This is a genomic window from Streptomyces sp. NPDC029122 (assembly GCF_055569445.1).
This window is the reverse complement of sequence record NZ_JBVHWK010000032.1, coordinates 56,079-81,586: the sequence shown is the minus strand read 5'-3', so window position 1 is coordinate 81,586 and position 25,508 is coordinate 56,079. Positions and strand designations below refer to the sequence as shown.

15 protein-coding genes are annotated in these 25,508 nt (G+C 74.4%); 1 reads left to right on the top strand and 14 read right to left on the bottom strand.

All coding sequences use genetic code 11. The features are described 5' to 3' along the window. Positions 1-127 precede the first annotated feature (127 nt). From ACZ4WZ_RS29110 to sbnA, 14 genes are all read right to left on the bottom strand, one after another. Positions 128-916: a Tat pathway signal sequence domain protein gene (locus ACZ4WZ_RS29110; RefSeq protein ID WP_467894934.1), complete on the bottom strand. Its 789-nt coding sequence runs from the start codon at positions 914-916 to the stop codon at positions 128-130. Positions 917-1,109: 193 nt separating this feature from the next. Then, positions 1,110-2,498: an MFS transporter gene (locus ACZ4WZ_RS29105; protein ID WP_467894931.1), complete on the bottom strand. Its 1,389-nt coding sequence runs from the start codon at positions 2,496-2,498 to the stop codon at positions 1,110-1,112. Then, positions 2,495-3,505 (bottom strand): ornithine carbamoyltransferase, encoded by a 1,011-nt coding sequence (locus ACZ4WZ_RS29100; protein ID WP_467894928.1) that lies wholly within the window; start codon positions 3,503-3,505, stop codon positions 2,495-2,497. Before ACZ4WZ_RS29100 ends, ACZ4WZ_RS29105 begins: the two co-directional genes overlap by 4 nt. A 4-nt stretch (positions 3,506-3,509) precedes the next feature. Further along, positions 3,510-10,055, bottom strand: a complete 6,546-nt coding sequence (locus ACZ4WZ_RS29095) for an amino acid adenylation domain-containing protein (RefSeq protein WP_467894925.1) — start codon at positions 10,053-10,055, stop codon at positions 3,510-3,512. Next, positions 10,052-15,232, bottom strand: a complete 5,181-nt coding sequence (locus ACZ4WZ_RS29090; protein ID WP_467894923.1) for an amino acid adenylation domain-containing protein — start codon at positions 15,230-15,232, stop codon at positions 10,052-10,054. The genes ACZ4WZ_RS29095 and ACZ4WZ_RS29090 overlap by 4 nt, the downstream gene beginning before the upstream one ends. An 80-nt stretch (positions 15,233-15,312) precedes the next feature. Next, the gene (locus ACZ4WZ_RS29085) at positions 15,313-15,552 is read right to left on the bottom strand and encodes an MbtH family protein (protein WP_467894920.1); all 240 of its coding nucleotides are present in this window, start codon (positions 15,550-15,552) and stop codon (positions 15,313-15,315) included. Between the two features lie 143 nt (positions 15,553-15,695). Continuing rightward, entirely contained in the window at positions 15,696-16,868 is a 1,173-nt protein-coding gene (locus ACZ4WZ_RS29080; RefSeq protein ID WP_467894918.1) for an FAD-dependent monooxygenase, read from the bottom strand. After that, positions 16,865-18,313: a condensation domain-containing protein gene (locus tag ACZ4WZ_RS29075; protein WP_467894914.1), complete on the bottom strand. Its 1,449-nt coding sequence runs from the start codon at positions 18,311-18,313 to the stop codon at positions 16,865-16,867. Before ACZ4WZ_RS29075 ends, ACZ4WZ_RS29080 begins: the two co-directional genes overlap by 4 nt. After that, positions 18,310-19,035: a DsbA family protein gene (locus ACZ4WZ_RS29070; protein ID WP_467894911.1), complete on the bottom strand. Its 726-nt coding sequence runs from the start codon at positions 19,033-19,035 to the stop codon at positions 18,310-18,312. Before ACZ4WZ_RS29070 ends, ACZ4WZ_RS29075 begins: the two co-directional genes overlap by 4 nt. A 45-nt stretch (positions 19,036-19,080) precedes the next feature. After that, complete coding sequence (fabG, locus tag ACZ4WZ_RS29065) at positions 19,081-19,824, bottom strand: 3-oxoacyl-[acyl-carrier-protein] reductase (RefSeq protein ID WP_467894909.1); 744 nt, start codon at positions 19,822-19,824, stop codon at positions 19,081-19,083. An 88-nt stretch (positions 19,825-19,912) separates the two neighbouring features. After that, positions 19,913-21,007 carry a beta-ketoacyl synthase N-terminal-like domain-containing protein gene (locus tag ACZ4WZ_RS29060; protein ID WP_467894907.1) on the bottom strand — a complete coding sequence of 365 codons (1,095 nt, stop codon included), beginning with the start codon at positions 21,005-21,007 and terminating at the stop codon, positions 19,913-19,915. Next, on the bottom strand, positions 21,004-22,272 hold the full coding sequence (locus tag ACZ4WZ_RS29055; protein ID WP_467894904.1) for a beta-ketoacyl-[acyl-carrier-protein] synthase family protein: 1,269 nt from the start codon (positions 22,270-22,272) through the stop codon (positions 21,004-21,006). The genes ACZ4WZ_RS29060 and ACZ4WZ_RS29055 overlap by 4 nt, the downstream gene beginning before the upstream one ends. Then, positions 22,269-22,532, bottom strand: coding sequence for an acyl carrier protein (locus ACZ4WZ_RS29050; protein ID WP_467894902.1), 264 nt, complete (start codon positions 22,530-22,532; stop codon positions 22,269-22,271). The genes ACZ4WZ_RS29055 and ACZ4WZ_RS29050 overlap by 4 nt, the downstream gene beginning before the upstream one ends. Positions 22,533-22,597: 65 nt before the next feature. Further along, the gene (gene sbnA / locus ACZ4WZ_RS29045) at positions 22,598-23,632 is read right to left on the bottom strand and encodes a 2,3-diaminopropionate biosynthesis protein SbnA (RefSeq protein WP_467894900.1); all 1,035 of its coding nucleotides are present in this window, start codon (positions 23,630-23,632) and stop codon (positions 22,598-22,600) included. Positions 23,633-23,809: 177 nt separating this feature from the next. Between sbnA and ACZ4WZ_RS29040 the strand changes: the two genes are divergently transcribed. Continuing rightward, positions 23,810-25,408 (top strand): tryptophan halogenase family protein, encoded by a 1,599-nt coding sequence (locus ACZ4WZ_RS29040; protein WP_467894898.1) that lies wholly within the window; start codon positions 23,810-23,812, stop codon positions 25,406-25,408. Positions 25,409-25,508 lie beyond the last annotated feature (100 nt).

Here is a 25,508-nt window from a genome sequence, read left to right as displayed (position 1 = left end):
CCCAACAGCCCAACCTCCGATTCGGGGGGCGGGTCCGGTCGTGGTCCACGGGGTGTCCCCTTCCCCCTGCTTCTTACGGGGGGGGGGGGGTCCGGGGCCCGTCCGGCGGACGGGCCCCGGCGTGCGGTCACTTGCCCATGTCGGCCGGGTAGGGCCAGACGTCGAAGGCCGAGGTGACCTTGGTGTCGGAGCGGCACAGCCACTTGGCGGTGACCTTGTTGACCACGTGCTTGGGCAGGTGCTTGTTGTCGTTGGCGTCGTTGACCGGCTTGCCGATCGACTGGAGCTCCCAGGCCATGCCGGTGAGGCGGTTGATGTGCGCCCAGAAGCGGCGGTCGATGTTCAGCAGCTGGAAGGACTGCAGGTAGGCGTGCCAGCGGTGGTAGGCCTGGGTGGGGGTGGGCGGCGTGTAGTTCATCATGTGGACCTTGTTGCCGGCGGGACGGCGCGGGTCGAAGAGCGTGCCCTGGCCGAACTCCTGGAAGGCGAAGACGAGGCCCTTCGGGTCACGGCCGTACCACTTGTCGTAGACCTTCCGCTGCTCGCGGGAGAGGAGCTCGAAGTGGGCGCGGTTCGGCTGGATGATCTCCATCCAGCTGCGCGGGTAGCGGCCGCCCTGGCGGGTGGCGACCCAGGCGTCGTACGACTTGGTGAACCCGCCGAAGGGGGCGGTGATCGCCCCGACCGCGGCCTTCATCTCCGCGGAGGGGTTGTAGTACGACATCTCGTCGTAGTCGTACCAGAACTCGCTCGCCCAGCGGTCGCCGACGAGGCCCTCGACCTTGGGCAGCTCCGGGCGCCGGCGGCCGTGGGCGGCGGCCGGCGTCGCACCGACGATTCCGACGGTGGCGGCGGCCCCGGCAACGCCGAGGGCGGTCCGCAGGACGCTCCTCCGGTCCATGGAGTTGAGCGGCATGGGCGTGCTCCTTCAGGGTCTGGCGCGGATGCGGACGGGCATTCGGGGGACTGCGATGACCTGTACTTTTCCGTGGCCCGCTATGGCCGCTCTATACGTCCCGTACGTCCGCGCGGGCCCCGGGAACGCAGCCCGCGCAGACCCCCGGGGCGGGGGTCTGCGCGGGTGCGGGACGGGGTGCGGGCGGGTGGTGCTACGCGTCGAGCGGGTTGCGGCGCAGGGCGGGCGAGAGCAGCGCGGTGAGTGCGGTCAGGCCCATGGCGGCGCTGAGTCCGAGGACCGTGGGGGTGGGCCCGTACGCCTCGAGGGCGAAGCCGGCGGCGACGGGTCCGGCGGCCATGGCTCCGCCGCCCACCAGCATGGCGAGGGAGTTCGCCCTCCCCCGCATCCGGTCGGGGGCGACGCGGACCATGAAGACCCCGCCGGCGACGTTGAAGACGCCGCCGACGTAGCCGCTGGCCGCGAACAGGGCGCCCAGGGCGAACGGGTCGCGCAGGAACGCGACGGGCACCATGAGGGCGGTCCAGACGGCCAGTCCGCCGAGGACCAGGGTCCGCAGGGAGAACCGGGTGGCCCACCAGCCGCCGCTGATGGCTCCGACGAGACCGCCGGCGCCGCTCAGGGAGAGGACCAGACCGATCTGGAACTGTGAGCCGTGGTTCTCCTGGATCCCGGTCATGACCGCCAGGTTGAGGCCCTGGAAGAGCAGGTTCGAGACGGCCACGGCGGCCATGACGGCGCGCAGGAAGGGCTGGCGCCACATCCAGAGGAGGCCCTCCTTGACGTCCGCGACCAGGTCGGGGCGCGGTCCGGTGCGCTCGCTCTGGAGCTTGCCCCGGACCCCGAACAGCAGGGCCAGCGAGGCGAGCTGGCCCACGAGTGCCGCCACGTAGGGGAGGGAGGCGCCGAGGGCGACCAGGCCGCTGCCGAGGGGCTGGCCGGCGATGGCCGCGCCGCGGGTCCGTGCCTCGTTCCCGGTGAGGGCGGCGGGCAGCTGTGCGGCGGGGACGACGGCCGGGACCGCGGCCCGCTCTGCGAGCTGGTGCAGGACGCCGAGGGTGCCTTCCACGAAGGCGGCGGCGAGCAGCGCCCACAGCCAGACGTGCCCGGTGAGCAGCAGCGCCGCCACCGCTCCGGCGACCAGGGCCTGGCCGAGGCCGGCGCCGAGCATGATCCGGCGCCGGTCCCACCGGTCGACGAGGGCGCCGCCGGGGAGCTGGACGAGGAGCTGCGGGAGGAGGAGGGCGGTGCCGACCAGGCCGGCGTCGCCGGGCGAGCCGGTGAGCCACAGCACGGTGAGCGGGTAGGCGACCGCGGTGGCCCGGCCGGCGAGGAGCGAGAGTCCGGCGCCGCCCCAGAGGAGGGTGAAGTCCCGGTTGCGGCGCAGCGGTACGTCCTTCGGTGCCCCTTGCGCGCCCTCGGCGGCGGCGTCGGCCTCGGCGACCTCGGCCGCGGGTCCGGCTTCGGCGGCCTCGGCCGCGGGTCCGGTCTCCGTCGCGGCGCCGGGGGCGGTCCCGGCGTCGTCGGCCAGGTGCCACGGGAGGACCGCCGGGTCCGTCGCCGTCTTCGGCGGCGGCGTCACCGTACGGCCAGTGCGGGACGCGGCCCGGCGAGCTCGTCGGCGCCCGGTTCCGGGCCGGAGTGGGTGTACTCCAGCACCGCCATCGCGCTGTGCATCTTGTTGGCGGCCTGGGCGAAGGCGATGCTCATCGGCCCGTCCAGCACCTCCGCGGTGACCTCCTCGCCCCGGTGGGCGGGCAGGTCGTGCATGAAGACGGCCCGCGGACTGCCGTCCCACAGGCGGGTGGTGACCTGGAACGGGGCGAAGATCTCCCGCCAGTTCGCGTCCGGCTTCTCGGTGCCCGTGGTCTGCCAGCGCGTCGTGTAGACGACGTCGAAGCCCTCGGGCAGCGCGTCCATGTCGTGCCGCTCCACGAGCACCGCGCCCGTGCGCCCGGCCTGGGCCAGGGCCCGCCGCGTGAGGGAGGACGGCAGCCCGTAGCCGGGCGGGGTGCGCAGCTCGAAGTGGACGCCCGGGAAGCGGGTGAGGGCCAGGGCCAGGGCGGCGGCGGTGTTGTTGCCCTCGCCGACGTACAGGACGCGCAGACCCTCGATCCGGCCGAAGTGGCGCAGCAGGGTGGTGAGGTCGGTGAGGGCCTGCGTGGGGTGTTCCTCGGCGCTCATCGCGTTGATGACGGCCATCCGGTCCTGGGAGGCCCAGCCGCGCAGCTCGGCCTCGGGGCCCGCGGTGCGGGCGACGAGGACGTCGAGCATCCCGGAGAGGACGCGGCCGGTGTCCTCGACGGACTCCCCGGTGTTCAGCTGGAGGTCGCCGGGGCCGTAGGCGACGATGCGGGCGCCCACGCGCAGTGCCCCGGAGGAGAAGGCGGTGCGGGTGCGGGTGGAGGTCTTGGCGAAGTAGACGCCGGCGACGAGCCCTTCGAGGGCGTCGGAACCGGTGGCGGTGCCGGCCGAGAACTCGGCGCCCCGGGAGACGATCCGGCGCAGGTCCCGGTCGGTGAGGTCGTCGATGGAGATCAGGTGGCGGGCGGGGCGTCGGCCCTGCCGGTCGGTGGTGTGGCGGTCCATCGGATCAGCCCTTCCGGGGGTGGTCGGCGCCGTCCTGGCGGGCGGCGGCTTCGAGCGCGGCGGCGGTCTGGGAGACCGTGTGGTTGCGGAGCGCGGTGGCCAGGTCGAGGGCCAGTCCGTGCCGGCGGGCGGTGACGAGCAGCGGTGCCACCAGCAGCGAGTCGCCGCCGAGGTCACGGAAGTCGTCGTGCACGCCGACCTGTTCGAGGCCGAGGACCTCGCACCAGACCTCGGCGAGCACCTTCTCCAGGTCGGTGCGGGGGGCGGTGTGGGGCAGGGGGGTCGCGGTGGCCCGGCGGGAGGCCAGGGCGGCCTTGTCGCGCTTGCCGTTCGCGGTCAGCGGCAGCCGTGCGACGACGGTGACGGTGGCCGGGATGACCGCGGCGGGCAGGACGGAGCGCAGCCGGTCGCGCAGGGCGGGGACCTCCACGGAGGCCCCGTCCGCGGGGACCACCCAGGCGGCGAGCCGCTTGCCGCCGTCGGCGGCGTCCACGGGGACGACGAGTGCCTCGCGGACGGCGGGGTCCGCGGTCAGTGCCGCTTCGGCCTCGCCCGGTTCGACGCGGTGGCCGCGGATCTTGACCTGCTCGTCGGCGCGGCCGGTGAACTCCAGCACCCCGCCGGGCAGGATGCGGGCCAGGTCGCCCGTGCGGTAGAGCCGGGTGCCGGGGAGTCCGTACGGGTCCGGCAGGAACGATTCGGCGGTGAGGGCGGGCTGTCCGGCGTACCCCCGGGCCAGCCCCTCGCCGCCGAGCCAGACCTCGCCGGTGATCCCGTCGGGCACCGGCCGCAGCCGCTCGTCGAGGATCCGCAGCAGCACGCCGGGCAGGTTGGAGCCCAGCGGGACGAGGGTGCGGGCGCCGCCCTTGAGGTGTTTGACGGGGCGCACGTACCCGAAGGTCGCGGCGACGGTGGCCTCGGTGGGGCCGTACTCGGCGCCGAGGAGCATCCGCCCGCCGGCCGCGGCGATCCGGGAGTGGACCCGCTCGGCCTGCGCGGTCGGGTAGGCGTCGCCGGCGCAGACGGCGATCCCGGCGAGCCCGCCGAGCTCGGCGTCGCCCAACTGGCCCTCCAGGAGCTGGAGGTGGCCCGGGGTCAGGCCGACGAAGGAGTACGGCGCCCCGGCGAGCAGCAGCCGCCCGAACTCCCCCGGCTGCCAGTCCTGCGGCAGCAGGTGGACCGGCTGCCCGGTCATCAGCGGCGCGTACAGGGCGGGCAGGCCCAGGTCGAAGCCGACCGAGGTGAACCAGGGGGCGCCGCCGGTGCCCGCCTCCGCGTAGGCCCGTACGGCCCAGTCGAGGTAGTGGGCGAGGGCGCGGTGCGTGACCTCGACGCCCTTGGGGATGCCGGTGGAGCCGGAGGTGTGCAGCACGTAGGCGAGCCGGTCCGGGTCCAGGTCCAGGCCCAGCGGGCCGCCGTCGCCCTCGTCGGAGACCTCCTCGGCGGCCAGTACCCGCCCCTCGGGGAGGATCCCGGCGAAGCGCGCGGTGTACGCGGCCCGCGTGAGGGCCAGTTCGAAGCCGAGCCCGGCGATCCGGGCGTCCGGGGTGCAGGGGTCGACCGGCAACTGGGCGGCGCCGGCCTTCCACACGCCGAGCAGCGCGGCCACCAGCTCGGGCCCGCGGTCCAGCAGGACGGCGACCCGGGTCTCGGGGCCGGCGCCGAGGGCGCGCAGCCTGCGGGCGATCCGGTTGGCCCGCTCGTCGAGCTCCGCGTACGAGGTGCCGGGGGTGCCGGCGCCGGTGAGGGCGGTGGCCCACGGGGTACGGGCCGCCTGCGCCTCGAAGCCGGCGAGGACGCCGGCCGGGGTCTCGGGGTGGGGCAGCGGCGGCGCGGCGAGGCGGGCCTTCTCGTAGGCGCTGGGGAAGCCTCCGGTGGCGTCGCCGTCGGCTCCGGTGCGGGCCATCTCGGTGAGGACGGCCTTGTAGAGCCCCGCGAGCCGCTCGGCGTTGGCCTTGGCGAGGGTCCGCGTGCGGGAGGCGATCGACAGGTGACCGCGTACCGGGGTGCCGACGACGAGGGGGAACTCGTTGGGGCTGTCGTCGCGGCTGGCCATGATGTCGATGAGCTCCACGTCGACCTGGTGGAAGTCGAGGTAGTGGAAGAGCACGTCGATCAGGTGGCTCTCGCCGCCGGCCACGCGCATGGCGGGCATCGGGTAACGGCGGTGCGGCCACAGCGACACCTCGCGGGCGAACACCTCCTGGGCCAGCTCGCCCCAGGTCGCGGCGCCCCTGCGGTACGGGAAGGGCACGGAGTTGAGGTACATGCCGGAGACCCGTTCGGCGCCCGCCTCCTCGGGGCGGGCGTCGGCGACCATGCCGCCGCGGAAGGACCCGGCGCGGGTCAGCATCGACAGGACCTTGCTGTGCGCGGCGTGCAGCACGCTCTTGTACGGGACCTGCGCGGCCGAGGCGAGGGCGCGCAGGCCCGGCTCGACCTCGGCCAGCCCGATGTCGACGCGGTAGCGCTCGTCGACGCCGTGCGGGTCGCCGGCCCAGCCGGTGGGGAGGGTGAACTTCTCGTGCCCGTCGACGAGTTCGCGCCAGTAGTCGCGGTCCTCGGCACTGGCCAGGGACCGCAGCTCGCCGGCGATGAAGTCGGCGTAGCGCACGGCCGGTACGGGCGGTGCCGGTTCGGGCTCGCCCCCGGCGCGCATCGCGTGGTAGGCGCGGAGCATCTCCATCAGCTGGGAGTGGTAGCTCCAGCCCTCGATGACGGGGTGGCATTCGGTGATGGAGAGCCACCAGCTCTCGTCGTCGACGAGGTGCACGGCCATCCGCATGAGGGGGGCGGCGGTGAGGTCGAACAGCTCCTCGCGGTCACGGTCGGCGAAGGACCACAGGGTGGACTCGCTTTCCGGGCGCGGCAGGTGGCGCAGGTCCTCGAAGAGACAGGGCATCGATACCGCGGCGGCGTCGTGGACCAGCTGGAGGGGCTCGCTGTAGCCCGTCATGGCGAAGGAGGTCCGCATCACCTCGTGGCGTTCGACGATCAGGTCTGCGGCGCGCTGGAAGACCTCGGGGTCGAAGGGCAGGGCGTCGCGGATCCGGAAGGAGGTGATGTTGTGGTAGCGGTTCTCGCCGCTGCGGCCGTGCATCTCGACGAGCATGCCCGCCTGGATCCGGGAGACCGGGTAGGCGTCGGTGACGCCGGCGGGCAGGGTGCGCCGGTCCTCTTCGGAGATCAGGGCGAAGGGGGCGACGGGCCCGTCCGCGCGCTCGGCGGAGCCGTCGCCCGCCTGGTCGCCGAGGGCGGCGCGCAGCCTGGCGACGGTGCGGTGCTCGAAGACGTCGCGGACGCTGGTCTCCCAGCCGGCCTCGCGCAGGGCGCCGACGAGGGAGACGGCGCGTATGGAGTCGCCGCCGAGGTCGAAGTAGTTGTCGTGGACGCCGACCTTCTCCAGGCCGAGCACCTGGGCCCAGACCGCGGCGATGGAGGCCTCGGCGGCGTCGCGGGCCTCGACGTGCTCGCCGACGGCGGTGGCCTCGCGGCCGGGGGCGGGCAGGGCGCGCCGGTCGAGCTTGCCGTTGGCGGTCAGCGGGAGGGCGTCCAGGCGCAGGTAGGCGGAGGGGATCATGTAGGCGGGCAGGGCCTCGGCCAGCGCCTCCTTGAGGGCGGCGGGGGCGAGCGCGGCCTCGTCGGCGCCGGCGGCGGGGACGACGTAGGCGACGAGCTGCTTGTCGCCGGGGGTGTCCTCGCGGACGAGGGCGACGGCCTCCCCGATGGCCTCCTGGGCGGTGAGGGCGGTTTCGATCTCGCCGAGTTCGATGCGGTAGCCGCGCAGTTTGACCTGGTGGTCGATGCGGGCGATGAAGTCGAGGCTGCCGTCGGGCAGGACCCGGGCGAGGTCGCCGGTGCGGTAGATGCGGGCGCCGGGCGCTCCGTACGGGTCGGGCAGGAAGCGCTCGGCGGTCAGGTCGGGACGGCCGGCGTAGCCGCGGGCCAGGCCGGTGCCGCCGATCCACACCTCGCCGGGGACGCCGACGGGCAGCGGGCGCAACCGCTCGTCGAGGACGTACATGGTGGTGTTCGGGATGGCCCGGCCGATGGAGACGAGCTCGGTGGTGACGGGGCCGTGGGGGGCGCCGTCGGCGGCGAGGAAGTGGGCGGAGTTGCCGACGGTGATCTCGGTGGGGCCGTACTCGGCGGCGAGGCGGGTGCCGCCGGGTCCGGCGGCGGCGGCCCAGCGCTCGGCGAGACGGTGGGTGAAGGAGTCTCCGGCGGCGATGACCAGTCCGGCCAGGTCGCGGACCTGCGCGGCGTCCAGCTGCTGGGAGAGCAGGTCGAGGTGGCCGGGGGTGAGCTTGATGAAGGCGTACGGTCCCCCGTCCGCGAGCAGTGCGCCCAGGTCGGCGGTGTCGAAGTCCTGGGGCAGCAGGTGCACGCTCTGCCCTGTCATCAGGGGGGCGTACAGGTCGGGGACGCCGAGGTCGAAGGCGACGGAGGAGAACAGGGGCGCGCCGCCGGTGCCGGCCGAGGCGTAGGCGCCGGCTGTCCAGGTGAGGTAGTTGGCCAGGCCGCGGTGGCCGATGAGGACGCCCTTGGGCCTGCCGGTGGAGCCGGAGGTGTAGATGACGTAGGCCAGCTGGTCGATGTCGTACGCGGCGGGCAGTTCGGCGTCGGCGGTGGCGAGCGCGGTTCGCTCGGCAGGGTCGTCGACGATCACCAGGTCCCGGCCGTCGAACCGGTCCGCGTGCCGGGCCTGGGTGACGACGAGACGGGTGCCGGTGTCGCCGAGCATGAAGGCGATGCGCTCGTCCGGGTAGCCGGGGTCGATCGGCACGTACGCGGCGGCGGCCCGCCAGACGCCGAGGAGCGCGGCGACGAGGTCGGGGCCGCGGTCCAGGAGGACGCCGACGGTGTCGTCGGGGCGTACGCCGAGCTGGACCAGCCGGCGCGCGAACCGGTCGGCTCGGGCTTCGAGTTCGGCGTACGTGAGCTCGCCGGAGGCGTGCCGGACGGCGACCGCGCCGGGGGTGCGGGCGATCTGCGCGGCGATGGTCTCGAACACGGGCCGCAGACCGGCGGCGTCGACGGGGGCGCCGACCGGCTCGGACGGGCCGTCGAGCAGCAGGGCGCGCTCGGCGTCGCCGATGAACTCCAGGGTGGACAGGGGGGCGCCGGGGTGCTCGGCGACGGCGTCGAGGAACGCGGCGTAGTGCCCGGTGATCCGCTCGGCGGTGGCGGCCTCGAACAGGTCGGTGGCGTACTCCAGGGCTCCGTGCAGGGAGCCGTCGGGGCGCTCGGCGAGGTGCATGGTGAGGTCGAAGCGGGCGATCCGGCCGCTGGCGGCGACGGGGCTGACCGTGAGGCCGGGCAGCTCGGGGCTGTCGGAGCCCTGGCCGGAGGCCAGGTCGAACATCACCTGGAAGAGCGGGGTGGTGGACAGGTCGCGTTCGGGCTCCAGCAGGTCGGCGATCCGGTCGAAGGGGGTGTCCTGGTGGTCGAAGGCGTCCAGGACGGCGGTGCGGTTGCCGGCGAGCAGCTCGCGGAAGGCGGGGTCGCCCTGCCAGCGTCCGCGCAGTACCAGGCTGTTGTAGGCGTAGCCGGCCATCTGCTGGAGTTCGGGGCGGGTGCGGCCGGAGACGGCGGTGCCGACGCTGACGTCCTGCTTGCCGGTGTAGCGGCCGAGCAGTGCCTGGTAGGCGCTGAGCAGGACCATGAAGAGGGTGGCGCCCTCCTGTTCGGCGAGGTTGCGCAGCCGGGCGGCGGTGGCGGCGGGCACCTCGAACGCGGCGACGGCGCCGGCCCAGCCGCGCACCGAGGGGCGGGGCCGGTCGGTGGGCAGGCCCAGCGGTTCGGTGCCGGCGAGCCGTCCGCGCCACCAGTCGAGGGCGGCCTCGGCGGCGGGGCCGCTCTGGCGGGCGTTCATCCAGGCGGCGTAGTCGGCGTACTGGACGGGCGGTTCGGGCAGGACGCCGTCCAGCGGGCCGGTGACGGTGCCCGCGGCCCGGTAGCAGGCGGCCAGGTCGGCGAGGAGCAGCGGCCGGGTCAGCGCGTCGCAGGCGATGTGGTGCATGACGACGACCAGGACGTGGTCGTCGGCGGCCAGGCGCAGCAGCCGGACCCGCAGCGGGGCCTGGGCGGCCAGGTCGAACACCTCGGTGGCGCGGTCCCGGGCGAAGGCGGCCGCGGCGGCGTCGCGGCCGGCCTCCGGCACCCCGGTCAGCTCGGTGACGGCGTAGTCGACGGGGCCGGCGGGGTCGATGACCTGGCGCGGCTCGCCGCCGTCGAGGAGGTAGCGGGTGCGCAGGATCTCGTGGCGGGCGGCCAGGGCGTCGAAGGAGCGGCGCAGGGCGCTCTGGTCGAGGGTGCCGCGCAGCCGGTGGGCGAGCGGCAAGAGGTACTCGGGGCTGTCCGGGTCGAGCTGGTGCAGGAACCACAGCTGGCGCTGGCCGGCGGAGAGCGCCAGCGGCGCGTCGCGGTCGGCGCGCGGGATCCCGGTGCGGGCCGGGACGCCCGCGGCGCGGCCCGCGCGGCCGGCGAGCCGCCTGCGCAGCAGCTCCGCGCGCAGCTCGTCCTGCGTGGGTGCGGTGGGTGCGGTCACGGCTGGTACTCCCTGTGGGCGATGGCGAGTTCGGCGTGGTTGAGCGTCTCGATCTCGAGGCGTACGGCTTCCTCGACGGCGGCGGCCAGACCGGCGACGGTCGGGTGCTCGAAGACGGCGCGCAGCGGCATCTCGACGTCGAACTCCTCGTGGAGGCGGGCGATGACGCGGGCGGCGAGGACGGAGTTCCCGCCGATCCGGAAGAAGCCCTGGCGGGCGCCGATCCGGCGGGTGGTGCCGTCATCCCCGGCGAGGACCTCGGCCCAGATCTCGGCGACGATCTCCTCGACCGGGCCTTCGGGCGCGGTGTACGGCTCGTCGGAGAGGGCGGCGGCGAGGTCGGGGGCGGGCAGGGCCGCGGTGTCGACCTTGTTGTGCCGGGTGAGCGGGATCCTCGGTACGGGCACCAGCAGCGCGGGAACCATGTAGTCCGGCAGGCGGCGGGCGCAGTGGTCGAGGAGTGCGGAGTCGGCGGGCGGGTTGGCGCCCCGGGGGACCCAGTAGCCGACGAGCGCGGCGGTGGAGCCGGTGCCGTGCACGACGACGGCGCACTGGGAGACGCCGGGGTGCTCGGCGAGGACGCCCTGCACCTCTCCGGTCTCCACGCGGCGGCCGCGGATCTTGGCCTGGCCGTCGGAGCGGCCGGCGAACTCGATGGTGCCGTCGGCCGCCATCCGGGCCCGGTCGCCGGTGCGGTAGAGGCGGGCGCCGGGGGCTCCGTACGGGTCGGGGACGAAGGCGGCGGCGGTCAGGCCGGGCCGGCCGTGGTAGCCGCGGGCCAGTCCGGCTCCGCCGACGCAGAGTTCGCCGGTGGTGCCGTACGGGACGGGCTCCAGGTACTCGTCGAGGACGCGGGCGGTGACGTGCGGGTAGGCGCGGCCGACGGGGACGGCGGTGGCGGTGTCGTGGGCGTCCCAGCGGGTGGCGGCGATGGTGGTTTCGGTGAGCCCGTACTCGTTGACGAACCGCAGCAGGCGTCGGGACAGCTCCCGGGCCAGGGCGGGCGGGCAGGGCTCGCCGCCGGTCTGGCCGACGAGCGGGCGCCGGCCGAGCCCCGCGTCGATGAGCATCTGCCAGTGCGGCGGGGCGACCTGGAGGTGGCTGACGCCGTGCTCCTCCATGAGCCGCAGCTGCGCGGCGTGGTCGGCGAGGTCGCGTTCCCGGGCCAGGACCACCCGGCCGCCGGCGACGAGCGGCATCAGCAGTTCGGTGCAGGAGATGTCGAAGGTGGGCTGGGCCAGGGCGAGCCAGGCGTCGTCGGGGCCCTGGCCGAAGTCCAGGTGGGCCTGCGAGGCGCGGAGCATGGCCAGCAGGGTGCGGTGCTCGACGGCGACGCCCTTGGGCCGGCCGGTGGAGCCGGAGGTGTACATGACGTATGCCAGCCGGGCGGGGTCGGCCGGGGGCTCCGGCGGGGTGGCGGGCCAGGACAGCATGCCCTCGGTCAGGTGCTCGCCCGGGCCCTCGGTACGCGTCCACGTGCCGGGGCCGGCGGCAGCGGACGCGGGGTCGCCGGCCGGGCCGGCGGAGCCGGCGCCGGGCCCGGCGGAGCCCAGGGCGGCGAGGCGTTCGTCGGTGTCCACCGCCAGCCAGGGCCCGTCGTAGTGGCCGCGCAGCCGGGTGGCGCCGGCCAGGTCGGAGACCAGCAGGGTGGCGCCGGCGTCCCGCAGGACGTAGCCGAGGCGCTCGTCGGGGGCCGCCGGGTCGAGCGGTACGTAGGCGGCGCCGGCCTTCCAGATGCCGAGGTAGGCGGCGATCAGGTCGGGGGTGCGGCCGAGCATGACGGCGACGGTGCTCTCGGGGCCGGCGCCCAGTTCCCGCAGCCGCTGCCCGAAGGCCTCGGCGCGGCGCTCCAGCCGGGCGTAGCTCCAGCTCTCGCCGCCGCAGACGACGGCGGTCCCCTCCGGGGAGCGGCGGGCGACGGCCGCGATCGCGGTGTGCACGGCGTCCTCGCCGGCCCGGTCCGCGCCGGGCTCGGGGGCGCCGGGGCCGAGCGCCAGGATCTCCGCGCGCAGGGCGGCCGGGAGCAGGGCGGCCCGGCCGAGGCGGATCCCGGGGTCGGCGGTGACGGACTCCAGGAGCCGGACCCATCCGGCCGCGAACCGTTCGACGGTGGCGGCGTCGAAGAGGGAGGTGGCGTACTCGACCATGCCGAGCAGGGAGCCGTCGGCCTGCCGCTGCACGACGAAGGTGAGGTCGGTCCGGGCGGAGCGCCAGGCGCCGCGGAAGGCGGCGAGGTCGTCCTCGGCGGTGGCGGTGCCGGTGCGGCCCTCCTCGTGCAGGTCGAACATGACCTGGTAGAGCGGGGTGCGGCCGGGGTCGCGGGCCTCGTCCAGCTCGGCGACGAGCCGGTCGAAGGGCAGGTCCTGGTGGGCGAAGGCGGCGCGGGCGGTGTCGCGCACCCGGACCAGCGCCTCGGTGAAGGTGGCGTCGGCGGGGGCGTCGCAGCGCATCACCAGGGTGTTGAGGAAGAAGCCGACGACGTCGGCGACCTCGGGCCGTTCGCGTCCGGCGACGGGCACCCCCACCGGCACGTCCCACTGCCCGGTGAGCCGGGCCACCAGGGTCCCGAACACGGTCAGCAGGGTCTGCTGGAGGGTGGCGCCGTGGCAGCGTCCGAGGGCGGCGGCCCGTTCGGCCAGCTCGGCGGGGACGGTGAACACGTGGGCGGCGCCGAGGCCGTCGCGGACGGCGGGCCGGGGCCGGTCGGCGGGCAGGTCGACGGGCAGGATGCCGTCCAGGGCCCGCTTCCAGTGGGCGAGCTCCCCGTCGGCGGCGGACCCGGCCAGCCGGCGCCGCTGGTGGGCGGCGTGGTCGGCGTACTGCACGGGCAGCGGGGGGAGGACGGCGGCGGTGCCGTGGTGCGCGGCCTCGGCGAGGGCCAGCAGGTCCCGTTCGAGGACGACGGAGGACCAGCCGTCGCAGGCGATGTGGTGGAGGGACAGCACCAGGTGCAGGGAGTCCGCGCCGCGCAGGACGAGCGCGCGCCAGACGGGGCCGTTCTCCAGGTCGAAGGGGCGGGCGAACTCGTCCTCGATCAGGGCGGCCCGGGCCTCGGCGGTCTCGGCGCGGGTGGTGCGCAGCTCGACGCGGGCGTCGGCGTCGGCGATCTGGACGGGCTCGGCGCCGCGCAGGACGTAGCGGGTGCGCAGGATCTCGTGGCGTTCGGCGAGTGCGGTCAGGGCGGCGGTGACGGTGTCGTCGGCGTAGGCGGGCGGCAGGGTGATGAAGACGGGCGCGTTCCACTCGGCGCTGCCGGGCCGCATCCGGTCCATCAGCCACAGGCCCTGCTGGCCGGGCGACAGGGGCAGGCCCCCGTCGGGGCGCGGCACGGGCCGGACGGTCTCGTCGGTGTCGGGCCCGGCGGCGGTCAGGGCCGGGGCGTCGGCGAGCAGGGCGGCCTGTGCCTCCACGGTGGTGGCGGTGAACAGGGCGCGCAGCGGGACCCGGGTGCCGGCGGCGGCCGACAGGGCCTCGGCGAGCCTGCTGAGGAGCAGGGAGGCGCCGCCGAGCTGGAAGAAGTCGTTGGTGGCGCCGATCTGCGCGGCGGGGATCCCGAGGAGCGCGGACCACTGCTCGGCGACGACCCGTTCGGCGGGGGTGCGCACGGGGACGTGCGCGCCCTCGGCGGCGGAGGCGGCCGCTGAGGCGGGCTCCGGCAGCGCGGAGCGGTCGATCTTGCCGTTGGCGGTGAGCGGGAACTCGGCGACGGGCACGTAGACGGACGGGACCAGCGGGTCGGGCAGGGAGCGGCGCAGGAAGGTGCGCAGTTCCTCGGGGCGCAGCCGCTCGCCCCGGGACTGGACCCAGGCGACGAGCCGGTGCCCGCCGGAGCCGTCGGGGACGGCGGCGGCGACGGCGGCGCGTACCCAGGGGTGGGCGGCGAGGGCGGCCTCGACCTCGCCGGTCTCGATGCGGACGCCGTTGACCTTGACCTGGTGGTCGAGGCGGCCCAGGTACTCCAGGGTGCCGTCGGCCAGCCAGCGGACGCGGTCGCCGGTGCGGTAGAGCCGTTCGCCGGGCGGGCCGTACGGGTCGGGCACGAAGCGCTCGGCGGTCTGGTCGGGGCGGCCCAGGTAGCCGAGGGCGAGGCCGACGCCGCCGGCGTGCAGTTCGCCGGGGACGCCGACGGGGACGGGCCGGCCGGCCGGGTCCAGGACGAGGGCCCGCATGTGGGCGATGGGCCGGCCGATGGGGACGGCGCCGGTCTGCTGGGCGGGGTCCCAGCGGTGCTCGGTGACGTCCACGGAGGCCTCGGTGGGGCCGTACGTGTTCCAGATCTCGGCGCGCGGCGCCAGCTCGGCGAGCGCCCGGCAGAGTTCGGCGTGCAGCGGCTCCCCCGCGCTGAAGATCAGCCGCAGGGCGCCGGCGTCCTCCCAGCCGGACTGCTCGGCCAGGCGCCGGTACACGGAGGGCACGCCCTGGAGGACGGTGACCCCGTGCTCGGCGACGGCGCGCAGCAGGGCGGCGGGGTCGCGTTCGGCGTCCTGGGGGGCGACGGCCACGGCTCCCCCGCTGATCAGCGGGGAGAAGAGTTCCAGGCCGGCGGCGTCGAAGCCGATGGTGGTCTTGAGCAGGAAGCGGTCGGCGGCGCCCAGCTTGTGGCGGTGGGCCAGCCAGCGCACCCGGTTGGCGATGCCGCCGTGCGGGACCACGACGCCCTTGGGGCGGCCGGTGGAGCCGGAGGTGTGCAGGATGTACGCGGGCCCGGCGGCGTCGGGGGCGAGCGGGAAGGCGGCGGCCTCCTCGGCCGGTACGGACTCCGGCGCGTCGGCGACGTCCAGGACGGTGGTGCCTGCGGGCAGCCGGGCGGCGGTGCCGTGTCCGGCGAGGACGACGGCCGCGCCGGCGTCCTCCAGCACCAGGGCGAGCCTGGCCTCGGGGTAGTGCGGGTCGAGCGGGACGTACGCGGCCCCGGCGAACCAGACGCCGAGCAGCGCGGCGATCAGCTCGGGGCCGCGCGGCAGGCACACGCCGACGAAGTCGCCGGGGGCCACTCCCCCGGCGCGCAGGGCCGCGGCGTAGCGGCCGGCGAGCCGGTCCAGGCCGGCGTAGCCGAGAGCGGCTCCGTCGGCGCCGAGGACGGCGGGGGCCTCGGGGGTGCGGGCGGCCTGGGCCCTGAACAGGGCGGGCAGCAGCAGACGGCCGGGGGCGGATCCCGACTGCGTACGGTCGTTCACGTTCTCTCCTTCATCGGGATCGGGTGGCGTCGGCCGTGCCCGAGGCCTTGGCGGACCGGGCGGGCCCGGACCTGGTGCGGTCAGACCGCGGAGGCGGCGGACATCCGGCGGCGCAGGCCGGCGGGGCGCAGGTCGGTCCACACCTCGTTGATCCGGGCGAGGCATTCCTCGCGGGTGCCCTCGGTGCCCTCGGCCTTCCATCCGGCGGGGAGTTCGCGCCCGGCCCACCAGATCGAGTACTGCTCCTCGTCGTTGAGGACGACGCGGTAGCGGGTGTCGGACTGCCCGTCGTGCCGGGGGGCGTTCTGCTGTTCGCTCATCGCTGTTCCCTTCGCGTGATCAGATGCGGCCATCCTTGAAGAGGGCGCTATCGATGCCCTATCGAGCGCATATACGTGCCGGAACGCGGACGGGCCCCCGGCGCCGGATGGCGTCGGGGGCCCGCGGGGCGGGGAGGGCGGGTTCAGGCCGCCCGGCTGCCCACCGGGGTGCGCAGGGCGACCTCCACGTCGTGGTCGAGGATCCAGCTCACGTCGGCGGCCGCGCCCCTGACGTCTCCGTCCGGCTTGCCCTGCGGCTTCCCGCCCTCGCGGGAGCCGAGCTGCACCCGGGTGGTGTGGGGGCGGCGGGCCGCTTCGTAGCGCTCCAGGGCGGCGCTGACGCCCTCCGCGTCCGCGTCCGCCTCCGCGAGGCAGACGGCGAGGGCGACGGCGTCCTCGACGGCCTGGTTGGCGCCCTGGCCGTGGTGCGGGAGCATCGGGTGGGCGGCGTCGCCGAGCAGGGTGGTGCGGGCGGTGCTCCAGCGCTCCAGCGGCGCCCGGTCGTACAGGGCCCAGCGGCGCACCTCGCCCGCCGCGGCGGCCAGTTCGCGGACCTGCGGTGCCCAGCCGGCCAGTACGGCGTCCAGGTCGGTCCGGTCGCCGGCGCTGGTCCAGGACTCGGCGTCGCCCTCGGGTGCCGGCGCCACCACCACGTAGGTGAACTGCCGTCCTCCGGAAACCGGGTAGCACAGCACCCGCGCCCCGGGGCCGGCGAACATGTACATCCGGGCGGGGTCGAGCGCGGGCACGTCCGAGGCGTCGACCAGTCCGCGCAGGGCGCTGTTGCCCGAGTACACGGGGGCGTCGCCGCCGGCGACCGTGCGGCGCACCGTCGAGTGCACCCCGTCGGCTCCCACCAGTACGTCGGCCCGGCCGGTGGTGCCGTCCGCGAACTCCAGCAGCACCCCGTCGGGGCGCTCCTCGTACCGGACCAGTTCCTTGCCGGTGCGCACCCGTTCCGCCGGCACCAGGCCGGCCAGCATCCGGTGCAGGTCGCCGCGGTGGACGGTGAGGTAGGGGGCGCGGAACCGCCGCTCCCAGGCCTCTCCCATCTCCTGTACGGCCACCTGGGCGCCGTTGTGGAAGGCCCGGACCTCCAGGGCCTCGGGGCGGACGGCCAGCTCGGCCAGGCGCGGGCCGAGTCCCAGGCGCTCCAGCAGCCGGGTGCCGTTGGGGCCCAGGTGCATGCCGACGCCCTGCTCGCGCAGGGTGTCGCCGCGCTCGTAGACGGTGACGTCCAGGCCGCGGGCGTGGAGCGCGGCGGCGGCGGTCAGCCCGCCCAGTCCGGCGCCGATGACGGCGGTCTTCGGGCTCACCGCTGCCCCCAGGCGTTCTCGAAGGACTCGAACTCGTCGAAGCCGCCGAAGCCGTCGAGGTCGCCGCCGGCGGCGGTGCCCAGGGCCAGCAGGGCCTCCAGTTCGCTCGCGCCGGCCAGTTCCACGTCGGCGACGGGGGTGTCCGGCTCCTTGACGGCGGCCGCGAGCATCCGCTCGTAGCCGTCGGCGAAACGCGCGACCGTCTCGCGGTCCAGCACGTCCGTGTCGTACGAGAAGACGGCCGTGATCCCGTCGGGGGTCTGCTCGATGCGCAGCAGCAGGTCCAGCTGGCCCTCCTGCTGCGGGACGTCGATCAGGGCGATGTCCAGGCCCGCGTACGGGACGGACGGTCCCTCGCTCGCGCCGGGCGGCACGTTGGGGACCGGCGGCTCCATGCGGTCCATCTGGACCAGGAACAGCGCGGTGCGGAAGACCGTGGCGCGGGGGAAGGCCAGGGCGCAGGGGTAGCGCACGTTGACCATGCCGCGCATGACGCGTTCGCCGGCCTGGGCGGCCGCGCTGCGGAAGGTGGAGCGCTCGTCGAAGTCGGCGCGGACCGGCATGGTGTTGAGGAAGCAGCCGATGACGTCGCGCATGGCGCGGCCCATCCGGCTGGTGGCCGGGACGCCGAGGACGAAGGCGTCCTGGCCGGTCCAGCGGTGGGTGAGCGCCTGGAAGACGGAGAGCAGGTACGCGAAGGGCGTGACCCCGGCGGCCGAGGCCGCGCCGGGCAGGGCGTCCGCGGTGTCCTTGGGGAGTTCGCGTACGACGGTTCCGCCCCGGTACGAGCGCAGGGCGGGCCGGGGCCGGTCCAGGGGCAGTTCGGCGGCGGCGGCGCCGGCCACCGACTCGTGCCACAGCGCGGCGGCCCGCCGTCCCGCCTCGGAGGCGGTGTAGCGCAGCTCCTCGGCCGCGTGGCCGGCGTACGAGCCGGGGACGGGCCGCCAGGCGGGCTCGGTTCCGGCGGCGAGGCCCGCGTAGGCGTCGAGGACGTCGCGGACCAGCAGCCAGCGGGAGGTGAAGTCGCTGACGATGTGGTGGGCGGAGGTGACCAGGGCCCAGTCCTCGTCGGAGCGGCGCAGCAGCACCACCCGGAAGGCTCCGGACTCCAGCCGGAAGGGGCGGGATCCGGCCTCCTCGGCGGCGCGGTGCAGCGCGGCCTCGTCGGCTCCGTCGAGGTCCTGGAACTCCATGCGGACCAGGGGCCGTTCGCTGACGGTGCGGCGCACCCCGGCGGCGCTTTCGGTGAAGACCGAGCGCAGCAGTTCCTGGCGGGCGCCGACGGCGGTGACGGCGGCGTCCATGGCGGCGGGGTCGACGCGGCCGCGCAGCCGCAGCGGCATGACGATGTTGTAGGCGGAGGCCTCGGGCGAGACCCGGTAGGCCGTCCACATGGACTGCTGGATCGCGGTCAGCGGCAGTGCCTCCACGGTGGTGGCGCTCATCCGCAGCCTCCCGCGTGGCTCATGTCCGTGGTGCGGCCGGCTCCGACGGCCGCGAGCTCCTTCTCGGCGGGGGCGGCCGGGGCGGCGGGCGTCCCGGCGGCGGCCTCCGTGAAGGAGGCGGCGAAGGCGTCCACCCGGTCCAGGCCCCAGTACGGCTCGCCGCCGTGGATGAGGTACGGGACTCCGAAGACCCCGTCGCGGTGCACGTCCATCAGCGCGGCCGCCCCGCGGGCGCGCAGCCCGGCGTCGTCGGGGGCTGCGGCCACGGCGGCCGCGTCCAGGCCGATCTCCGCGGCCAGTTCGACGACGGTCCCCGGGTCGCAGATGTCGCGGCCCTCCAGCCAGCGGGCCCGCCCGGCGCGTGCCACCCACTCCCGGCCCAGGCCCGCGTCGTCGGCGAGGAACCAGGTCAGGTGCGCCGGCTCCCACCAGGGGGTGCGGTCGGCCGGCCAGGTCAGCGGCAGGCCCCGGTCGGCGGCGAGCCGGCGTACGTCGCGCAGGATGTAGAACTGCTTGGTCCGGCTCATCGGCGTGTACGGGAACTGCCCGCCCGCCTCGTCCAGCAGCCGGGCGCTGGTCTCGTCCGGCTCCCAGAAGGGGCGCCATTCGACCCGGTCGAGGAGCCCGGGGTGCCGGCGCTCGATGTCGTGCAGGGCGAAGAAGTTGTAGGGGCTGCGCAGGTTGAAGTAGAACCGGGGCGGTTTGGCGGCACGGCCGGCCATGTCGAACTCCTCTGTGAATCAGGCTGGTCCCGGTGGTCGGGCGGGTCAGACGACCAGACCGCCGTCGATGTGGAAGACCTGTCCGGTGATGTAGGAGGCGCGGTCGGAGGCGAGGAAGGACACCAGCTCGGCGACCTCGTGCGGCTCCCCGAAGCGGCCCAGCGGGATGCGGGCCGTCATCTCCTTCGCGTGCTTCTCGGACAGGCCGCCGACCATGTCGGTGGAGATGAAGCCGGGGGCCACGGCGTTGGCCCGCAGGCCGCTGCGGCCGGATTCCTTGGCCAGGGCCTTGGTGAAGCCGATGATCCCGGCCTTGGTGGCCGAGTAGTTGCTCTGGGTGGCGTTGCCGGCGGCGGCGACCGAGGACAGGGTGATGATGGTGCCGCGCCTGCGCTTCATCATCGGGAAGGCCAGCGCCTTGGCGAAGTTGAAGGTGCCGTCGAGGTTGGTGCGGACCACCGCGTCCCAGTCCTCGTCCTTCATCATCGCCAGGTGGCCGTCGCGGACGATGCCGGCGGCGGTGACCAGCACCTCCACCGGGCCGAGCTCCGCCTCCGCCTCCGCGGTGAAGGCCCGGACCTGGTCGCGGTCCGTGACGTCCACCCGGCGGGCCAGCACCCGCGCCCCCAGCGCCTCGGCGGACTTCGCGGCGAGCCGGGCGGCCTCTTCGTTGGACTGGTAGCAGAACGCCACGTCGTGGCCGTCCCGCGCCAGGATCTCCACCACGGCCCGGCCGATGCCGCGGGAGCCGCCGGTGACGAGGGCTACCGGCCTCGGTGTCTCGGACATGGATAGATGCCTTTCTCTTCGGGACGCGGGTGCGTGTGCGTGTGCGTGCGGGGGGGCCGGGGGCTTCGGGGTGCGCCCCCCGGCGGGTTCAGCCGAGCCGCAGCAGGGTGGCTCCGACGGTGCCGTCCCGGTCGATGGCGGTGACCAGGGCGAGCCGGTCGACCAGGGCGGGTTCGGCGCCGGCGTGGGCGAGGACGGCGGCCAGCTGGAAGGCGGCCGATGCCGCGGTGGCGTCGCCGACGAGCTCGCGCACGGCGATCCGCTCGCCCGCGACGGCCTCGAGCGCCGATTCCTCCTGCTTGCCGAGCAGCCCGGGCGGGGTGCCCGGCGCCACCAGGGCGACGTCCTCGGGGGCGGCGCCCGCGTCGGCGAGCACCTCCGCCACGCAGCGGGCCAGCGCGGAGCCGGCGCGCCCGCTCTCCGGGAAGGCCCGGAAGCGGGAGCCGAGCACGGTGGCGAGCACCTGGCGGCCCCCGTCGCGGGCGGCGGCCCCGCTCTCCAGCAGGAACAGCGCGGCGCCCTCGCCGAGCGGATCGGGCTGGGCCCCGCCGTGGTCGGCGACCCGCTCCAGCCGGGCCCGCTGGACGGAGAACTCCTCGGCCGCGCCGGCCAGCAGCGCGTTGGCGTGGCCGCCGCGCAGCAGCCGGGAGGCGTAGTTCAGGGCGAGCAGGCCCGTGGCGGAGCCGCCGGAGACGGTGACGTTGGGGCCCTTGAGGGTGTGCCGGATGGCGCTCTGGCCGGTCGGGCAGTTCATCACGGTGTTCGGGAACCGGGCCGGGTCGACGAGGTAGGGCTTGTCCCCCGTCAGGGCGTCCTTGGTGAAGTCCATGATGGACTGGACGCTGCCGGAGGTGCCGAGGACCAGCCCGGTCTTCTCCGGGTCGGCGGCCAGGCCCCGCCCGAAGTCCTCCAGGAGCTCCCCGACGGTGACGACGGCGATCCCGGTGGCGCGGTCCATGGAACGGGTGCCCTTGCGTCCGAGCACCTCCTTGATGTCGAAGCCGGGGATCAGGCCCGCGTGCTCGTACGGGACGGGCCACGTCGCTGCGTCGACGGGGGCGGTGGCCGCCGTCCGCGCGAGGAGTCCTCCGGCGAAGGCCCGCCGGCCCAGCCCGTACGGGGAGGTGACCGCCCAGCCCGAGATGACGAGCTGCCGCTCGCGGGTTTCCGCTGCCGTGCTCATGCGACGGCGCTCCTCTCGTCTTCCCAGTGGCCGAGGACCAGCACGGCGTTGTTGCCGCCGAAGGCGAGTCCGTTGTTCTGCACGACCTTGAGGTCGGCCTCGACCGCCTCGTTCGGTACGCAGTCCACCCCGCACTCGGGGTCGGTGGTGCGGTGGTTGATGGTCGGCGGGATGAACCCCTCGCGCAGGGCGAGGGCGCAGGCCGCCGAGGCCAGGGCGCTGGCGGCGCCCATGGTGTGGCCGATCATCGACTTGATGGAGACGGTGCGGGGCAGGTCCTCGCCGAACACCTGGCGGATCGCGCCGACCTCGGTGACGTCGTTGGCCTTGGTGCCCGTGCCGTGCGCGGAGATGAAGTCCACGTCGGCGGGGGTGATGCCGGCGTTGGCGTGCGCGGCGGTGATGCAGCGGGCGATCGAGTCCCGGTCGGGGGCGACCGGGTGGCTGGCGTCGCACGACAGCCCGTACCCGAGCACTTCGGCGTAGATCCGCGCGCCGCGGGCGAGGGCGGATTCCAGGGACTCCATCAGCAGGATGCCCGCGCCCTCGCCGGTGAGGATGCCCTGCCGGTCGGCGTCGAAGGGACGGCACACGTCCGGGGCGATGGTGCCGAGCCGGTAGAAGCCGGTGAAGGTCTTGCGGCACAGGGCGTCGGCCCCGCCGCACAGGGCCATTTCCACGTCACCGGAGCTGATGGCGTCGTAGCCGTAGCCGACGGCGTAGTTGCCTGCGGCGCAGGCGGTCGGGACGGTGACCGTCTCGACGTCCTCCAGGCCCAGTTCGCGGACGATGCCGGCGGAGAGCCGGCCCGGCCAGACGCGCCGGGCGGCCACCGGGTCGAGGGTGTCCTCTCCGTGGGCGACCTGGAGCGCGGTGAGGTGGTCCAGGTCGCGGGACTCGCCGTCGGTGGTGCCGACGGAGACCAGGGAGCGCCTGGCCCGGACGTCGGCCTCGGTGAGCCCGCCGTCGGCCACCGCCATGCGGGCCCCGGCGACCGCGAACTGGGCGGCCCGGCCGAGCTCGTCGGCCGGCAGCTCGCGCAGCCAGGCCTCCGGCTCGAAGTCGGTGATCTCGCACGCGTTGGAATGGGCGAAGCCGGCGGTGTCGAACGCGCTGATGGGCTTCGCCCCGCTGCGTCCGCCCCGCAGGCCCTCGGCGAAGGCGTCCACGCCCGTGCCGATGCTCGTCACGACACCGAGACCCGTGATCACCACCCGGTGCCGGGCGGCGGGTCGCCGCCCCGTCGCGGCCGTCTCGGTGGTCACTTGCCCTCGGCCTCCGCGATCACGGCGTACACGCCGACGAGGTTGACCATGCGGCTGAGCTCGGCCTGCTCCAGCGTGATGCCGAAGACCCGCTCCAGGGAGGCGAGGATCTCGATGGTGCGCAGGGAGTCGGCGTCGTGCTCCTCCTTGAAGAGGCTGGTCTCGGTCACCTCGTCGAGGTCGAGCTCGAGGATGTCGCAGACGATCTCCTTGATCTGCTCCTTGCGCTCGGCGTCGAGGGTGGGGATCTGGGTGGTCATCCGAATTCCTCCGTTGGGTGGGGATCGTGCGAGGGGGGGCGATGGATCGATGGTGGGAGCGGCCGCTATCGGTGGCCTATATCCACGAGGTGGGGCGTGACCGCGGGCTGCGGGTCCTTCCACAGGTGCGAGACCTCGCCGAACTGGCGGTGCACCCAGGCGTCGTCGTAGATCGTCTCCAGGTAGCGGTCGCCGCCGTCGGGCAGGACGAGCACCACGTTGGAGCCCGGGATGATGTCCGGGGCGATCCGCTCCAGGGCGGCGACCACGGCCCCCGAGGAGCCTCCGGCGAGGACCGCCTCGTGGCGGACGAGCCGGCGGCAGCCCACGACGCAGTCGAGGTCGCCGACGTGGATGACGCGGTCCGCGTCCGAGGGGCGCAGCAGCCGGGGCACGACCGAGGCGCCGTGGCCCGGGATCAGCCGGGTGACGCGTTCGGGCGGGGCGAAGAGCACGCTGCCGATCGCGTCGACCGCGTTGACGGTGGTGTTCATGCCGTGCCGGCGGATGTACTCGGCGCAGCCGCCCAGGGTTCCGCTGGTACCCGCGGCCACGATGAGCTGGTCGACGCGGCCGTCGAGGGCCTCGGCGATCTCGCGCATCGTGGTCTGGTGGGCGATCGGGTTGAGCGGGTTGGAGTACTGGTCGGGCCAGTAGGCGTCGGGGATCCCGGCGACCAGGTCGGCGACGCGTCGCAGCCGGGCGGGCAGCAGCTCGCCGGTGGCCGGGTCGGGGTCGACGACGATCTCGACCTCGGCTCCGTAGGCGCGCAGGATCGCCACGTTCTGCCGGGTCGTGCGGGCGTCCACCACGCAGATGAAGCGCAGGCCGAAATAGCCGCAGATCTGGGCGAGCCCGATCGCGAGATTGCCCGAACTGGACTCGACCACCGTGGATTTGCCGGGGACGAGTTCCCCCGACCTGATGCGCGCCAGCACCATGGAGAGTGCCGAGCGGTCCTTGATACTTCCTCCGGGATTGAACCGCTCCACCTTGGCGAACACCCGCGAGCCGAGGCCCGGCAGCAAACGCTCCAGTTCGATGAGCGGCGTTCCTCCCACAGTTGAGAGGATTCCCTTCGTCCCTTCGTCGTACGGCATCTGATGCAGCCATCCTCTGCTGGGAGTTGCGGGGTGCGGATACAACGGGACCGAGATTCGGCCAATCCGCTATACCGATGCCATACGGCCGGTTATAGGCGGCGCATAGTCGGCGGCCGGAATCTCTTCCCATCGCACAACGGAACTCCCCATGCAGACGGAAGAGAGAGTCCCTACATGACCGGCACCGACTCGCGCATTCAGAAAGTCGTCATCCTGGGCGGCGGTACCGCCGGCTGGATGACCGCCGCCTATCTCGGGAAGGCGCTCCAGGGCACCGTGGACATCACCGTCCTGGAGGCGCCGGCGATTCCGCGGATCGGTGTCGGCGAGGCCACCGTCCCCAACCTCCACAAGGTCCTCTTCGACTACCTCGGCATCGCCGAGGAGGAGTGGATGCGGGAGTGCAACGCCAGCTTCAAGATGGCGGTGCGGTTCGTGAACTGGCGTACCGGCGGCCAGGGGCAGCCCGACGCCCGCGAGCTGGAGAACGGCGGCCCGGACCACTTCTACCACCCGTTCGGCATCCTCCCCGACAGCGACAACGTCCCGATGTCGCACTACTGGGCCAAGCGGAAGCTGGAGGGCCAGACCGAGGAGCCGTTCGACTACGCGTGCTTCCGCGAGCCCCCGGTGATGGACGCGAAGAAGTCCCCGAAGTGGCTCGACGGCACCCCGTCCACCCGCTACGCCTGGCACTTCGACGCCGCCCTGGTCGCCGACTTCCTGCGCCGCTTCGCCACCGGGAAGCAGGGCGTCAACCACGTCCAGGACGAGATGACGCACGCCGAGAAGGACGAGCGCGGGTTCATCAAGGCCCTGCACACCAAGGGCGGCCGGGTGCTGGACGCCGACCTGTTCGTGGACTGCTCCGGATTCCGCGGCCTGCTCATCAACCAGGCCATGGAGGAGCCGTTCATCGACATGAGCGACCACCTGCTGTGTGACAGCGCCGTCGCCACCGCGGTGCCGCACGACGACGAGGCGAACGGCATCGAGCCGTACACCTCCGCCATCGCGATGTCCTCCGGCTGGACCTGGAAGATCCCGATGCTGGGCCGTTTCGGCTCCGGCTACGTCTATTCCAGCAAGTTCGCCACCCAGGAGGAGGCGACCAGGGAATTCAGCGCCCTGTGGGGCCTGGACCCGGAGACGACGAAGTTCAACCACGTGAAGTTCCGGGTCGGCCGCAACCGCCGCGCCTGGGTGAACAACGTGGTGAGCATCGGCCTCTCCTCCGCCTTCCTGGAGCCGCTGGAATCGACCGGCATCTACTTCATCACCGCGGCCATCTACCAGCTCGCCAAGCACTTCCCGGACCGCACCTTCAACCCGGAACTGGCGAACAGCTTCAACCGCGAGATCGAGGTGATGTTCGACGACACCCGCGACTTCATCCAGGCGCACTTCTACTACGCGCCGCGCAACGACACGCCGTTCTGGCAGGCCAACAAGGAGCTGACGCTCCCCCAGAACATCCAGGAGAAGATCTCCGCCTACAAGGCCGGCCTGCCGATCAATTCGCCGATCGCGGACGAGTCCACGTACTACGGCAACTTCGAGGCGGAGTTCCGTAACTTCTGGACCAACGGCAGCTACTACTGCGTCTTCGCGGGCCTCGGCCTGGAGCCGGACGCCCCGCTGCCGATCCTCGCGCACAAGCCCGATTCCGTGGCCGGCGCCGAGGCCATGTTCGGCAAGGTCAAGCAGGAGCAGGACCACCTCCTCGACACCCTCCCCAGCACGTACGACTACCTGCGCAAGCTGCACGGCTAGTACGCGTCCCCTCCCTTCCGGTGCGCAGGCCCGGAGCCGGCTCCTCCCTCCGGCTTCCGGGCCCGCGCCGCACCCCCAGCGCCAGCACCGGCCCGGCCCG

Coding starts and splice junctions, on each gene's coding strand:
- ACZ4WZ_RS29060 (WP_467894907.1), bottom strand. CDS start 21,007: ATGAGCACGGCAGCGGAAACCCGCGAGCGGCAGCTCGTCATCTCGGGC.
- ACZ4WZ_RS29050 (WP_467894902.1), bottom strand. CDS start 22,532: ATGACCACCCAGATCCCCACCCTCGACGCCGAGCGCAAGGAGCAGATC.
- ACZ4WZ_RS29100 (WP_467894928.1), bottom strand. CDS start 3,505: ATGGACCGCCACACCACCGACCGGCAGGGCCGACGCCCCGCCCGCCAC.
- ACZ4WZ_RS29075 (WP_467894914.1), bottom strand. CDS start 18,313: ATGAGCGCCACCACCGTGGAGGCACTGCCGCTGACCGCGATCCAGCAG.
- ACZ4WZ_RS29040 (WP_467894898.1), top strand. CDS start 23,810: ATGACCGGCACCGACTCGCGCATTCAGAAAGTCGTCATCCTGGGCGGC.
- ACZ4WZ_RS29110 (WP_467894934.1), bottom strand. CDS start 916: ATGCCGCTCAACTCCATGGACCGGAGGAGCGTCCTGCGGACCGCCCTC.
- sbnA (WP_467894900.1), bottom strand. CDS start 23,632: ATGCCGTACGACGAAGGGACGAAGGGAATCCTCTCAACTGTGGGAGGA.
- fabG (WP_467894909.1), bottom strand. CDS start 19,824: ATGTCCGAGACACCGAGGCCGGTAGCCCTCGTCACCGGCGGCTCCCGC.
- ACZ4WZ_RS29085 (WP_467894920.1), bottom strand. CDS start 15,552: ATGAGCGAACAGCAGAACGCCCCCCGGCACGACGGGCAGTCCGACACC.
- ACZ4WZ_RS29070 (WP_467894911.1), bottom strand. CDS start 19,035: ATGGCCGGCCGTGCCGCCAAACCGCCCCGGTTCTACTTCAACCTGCGC.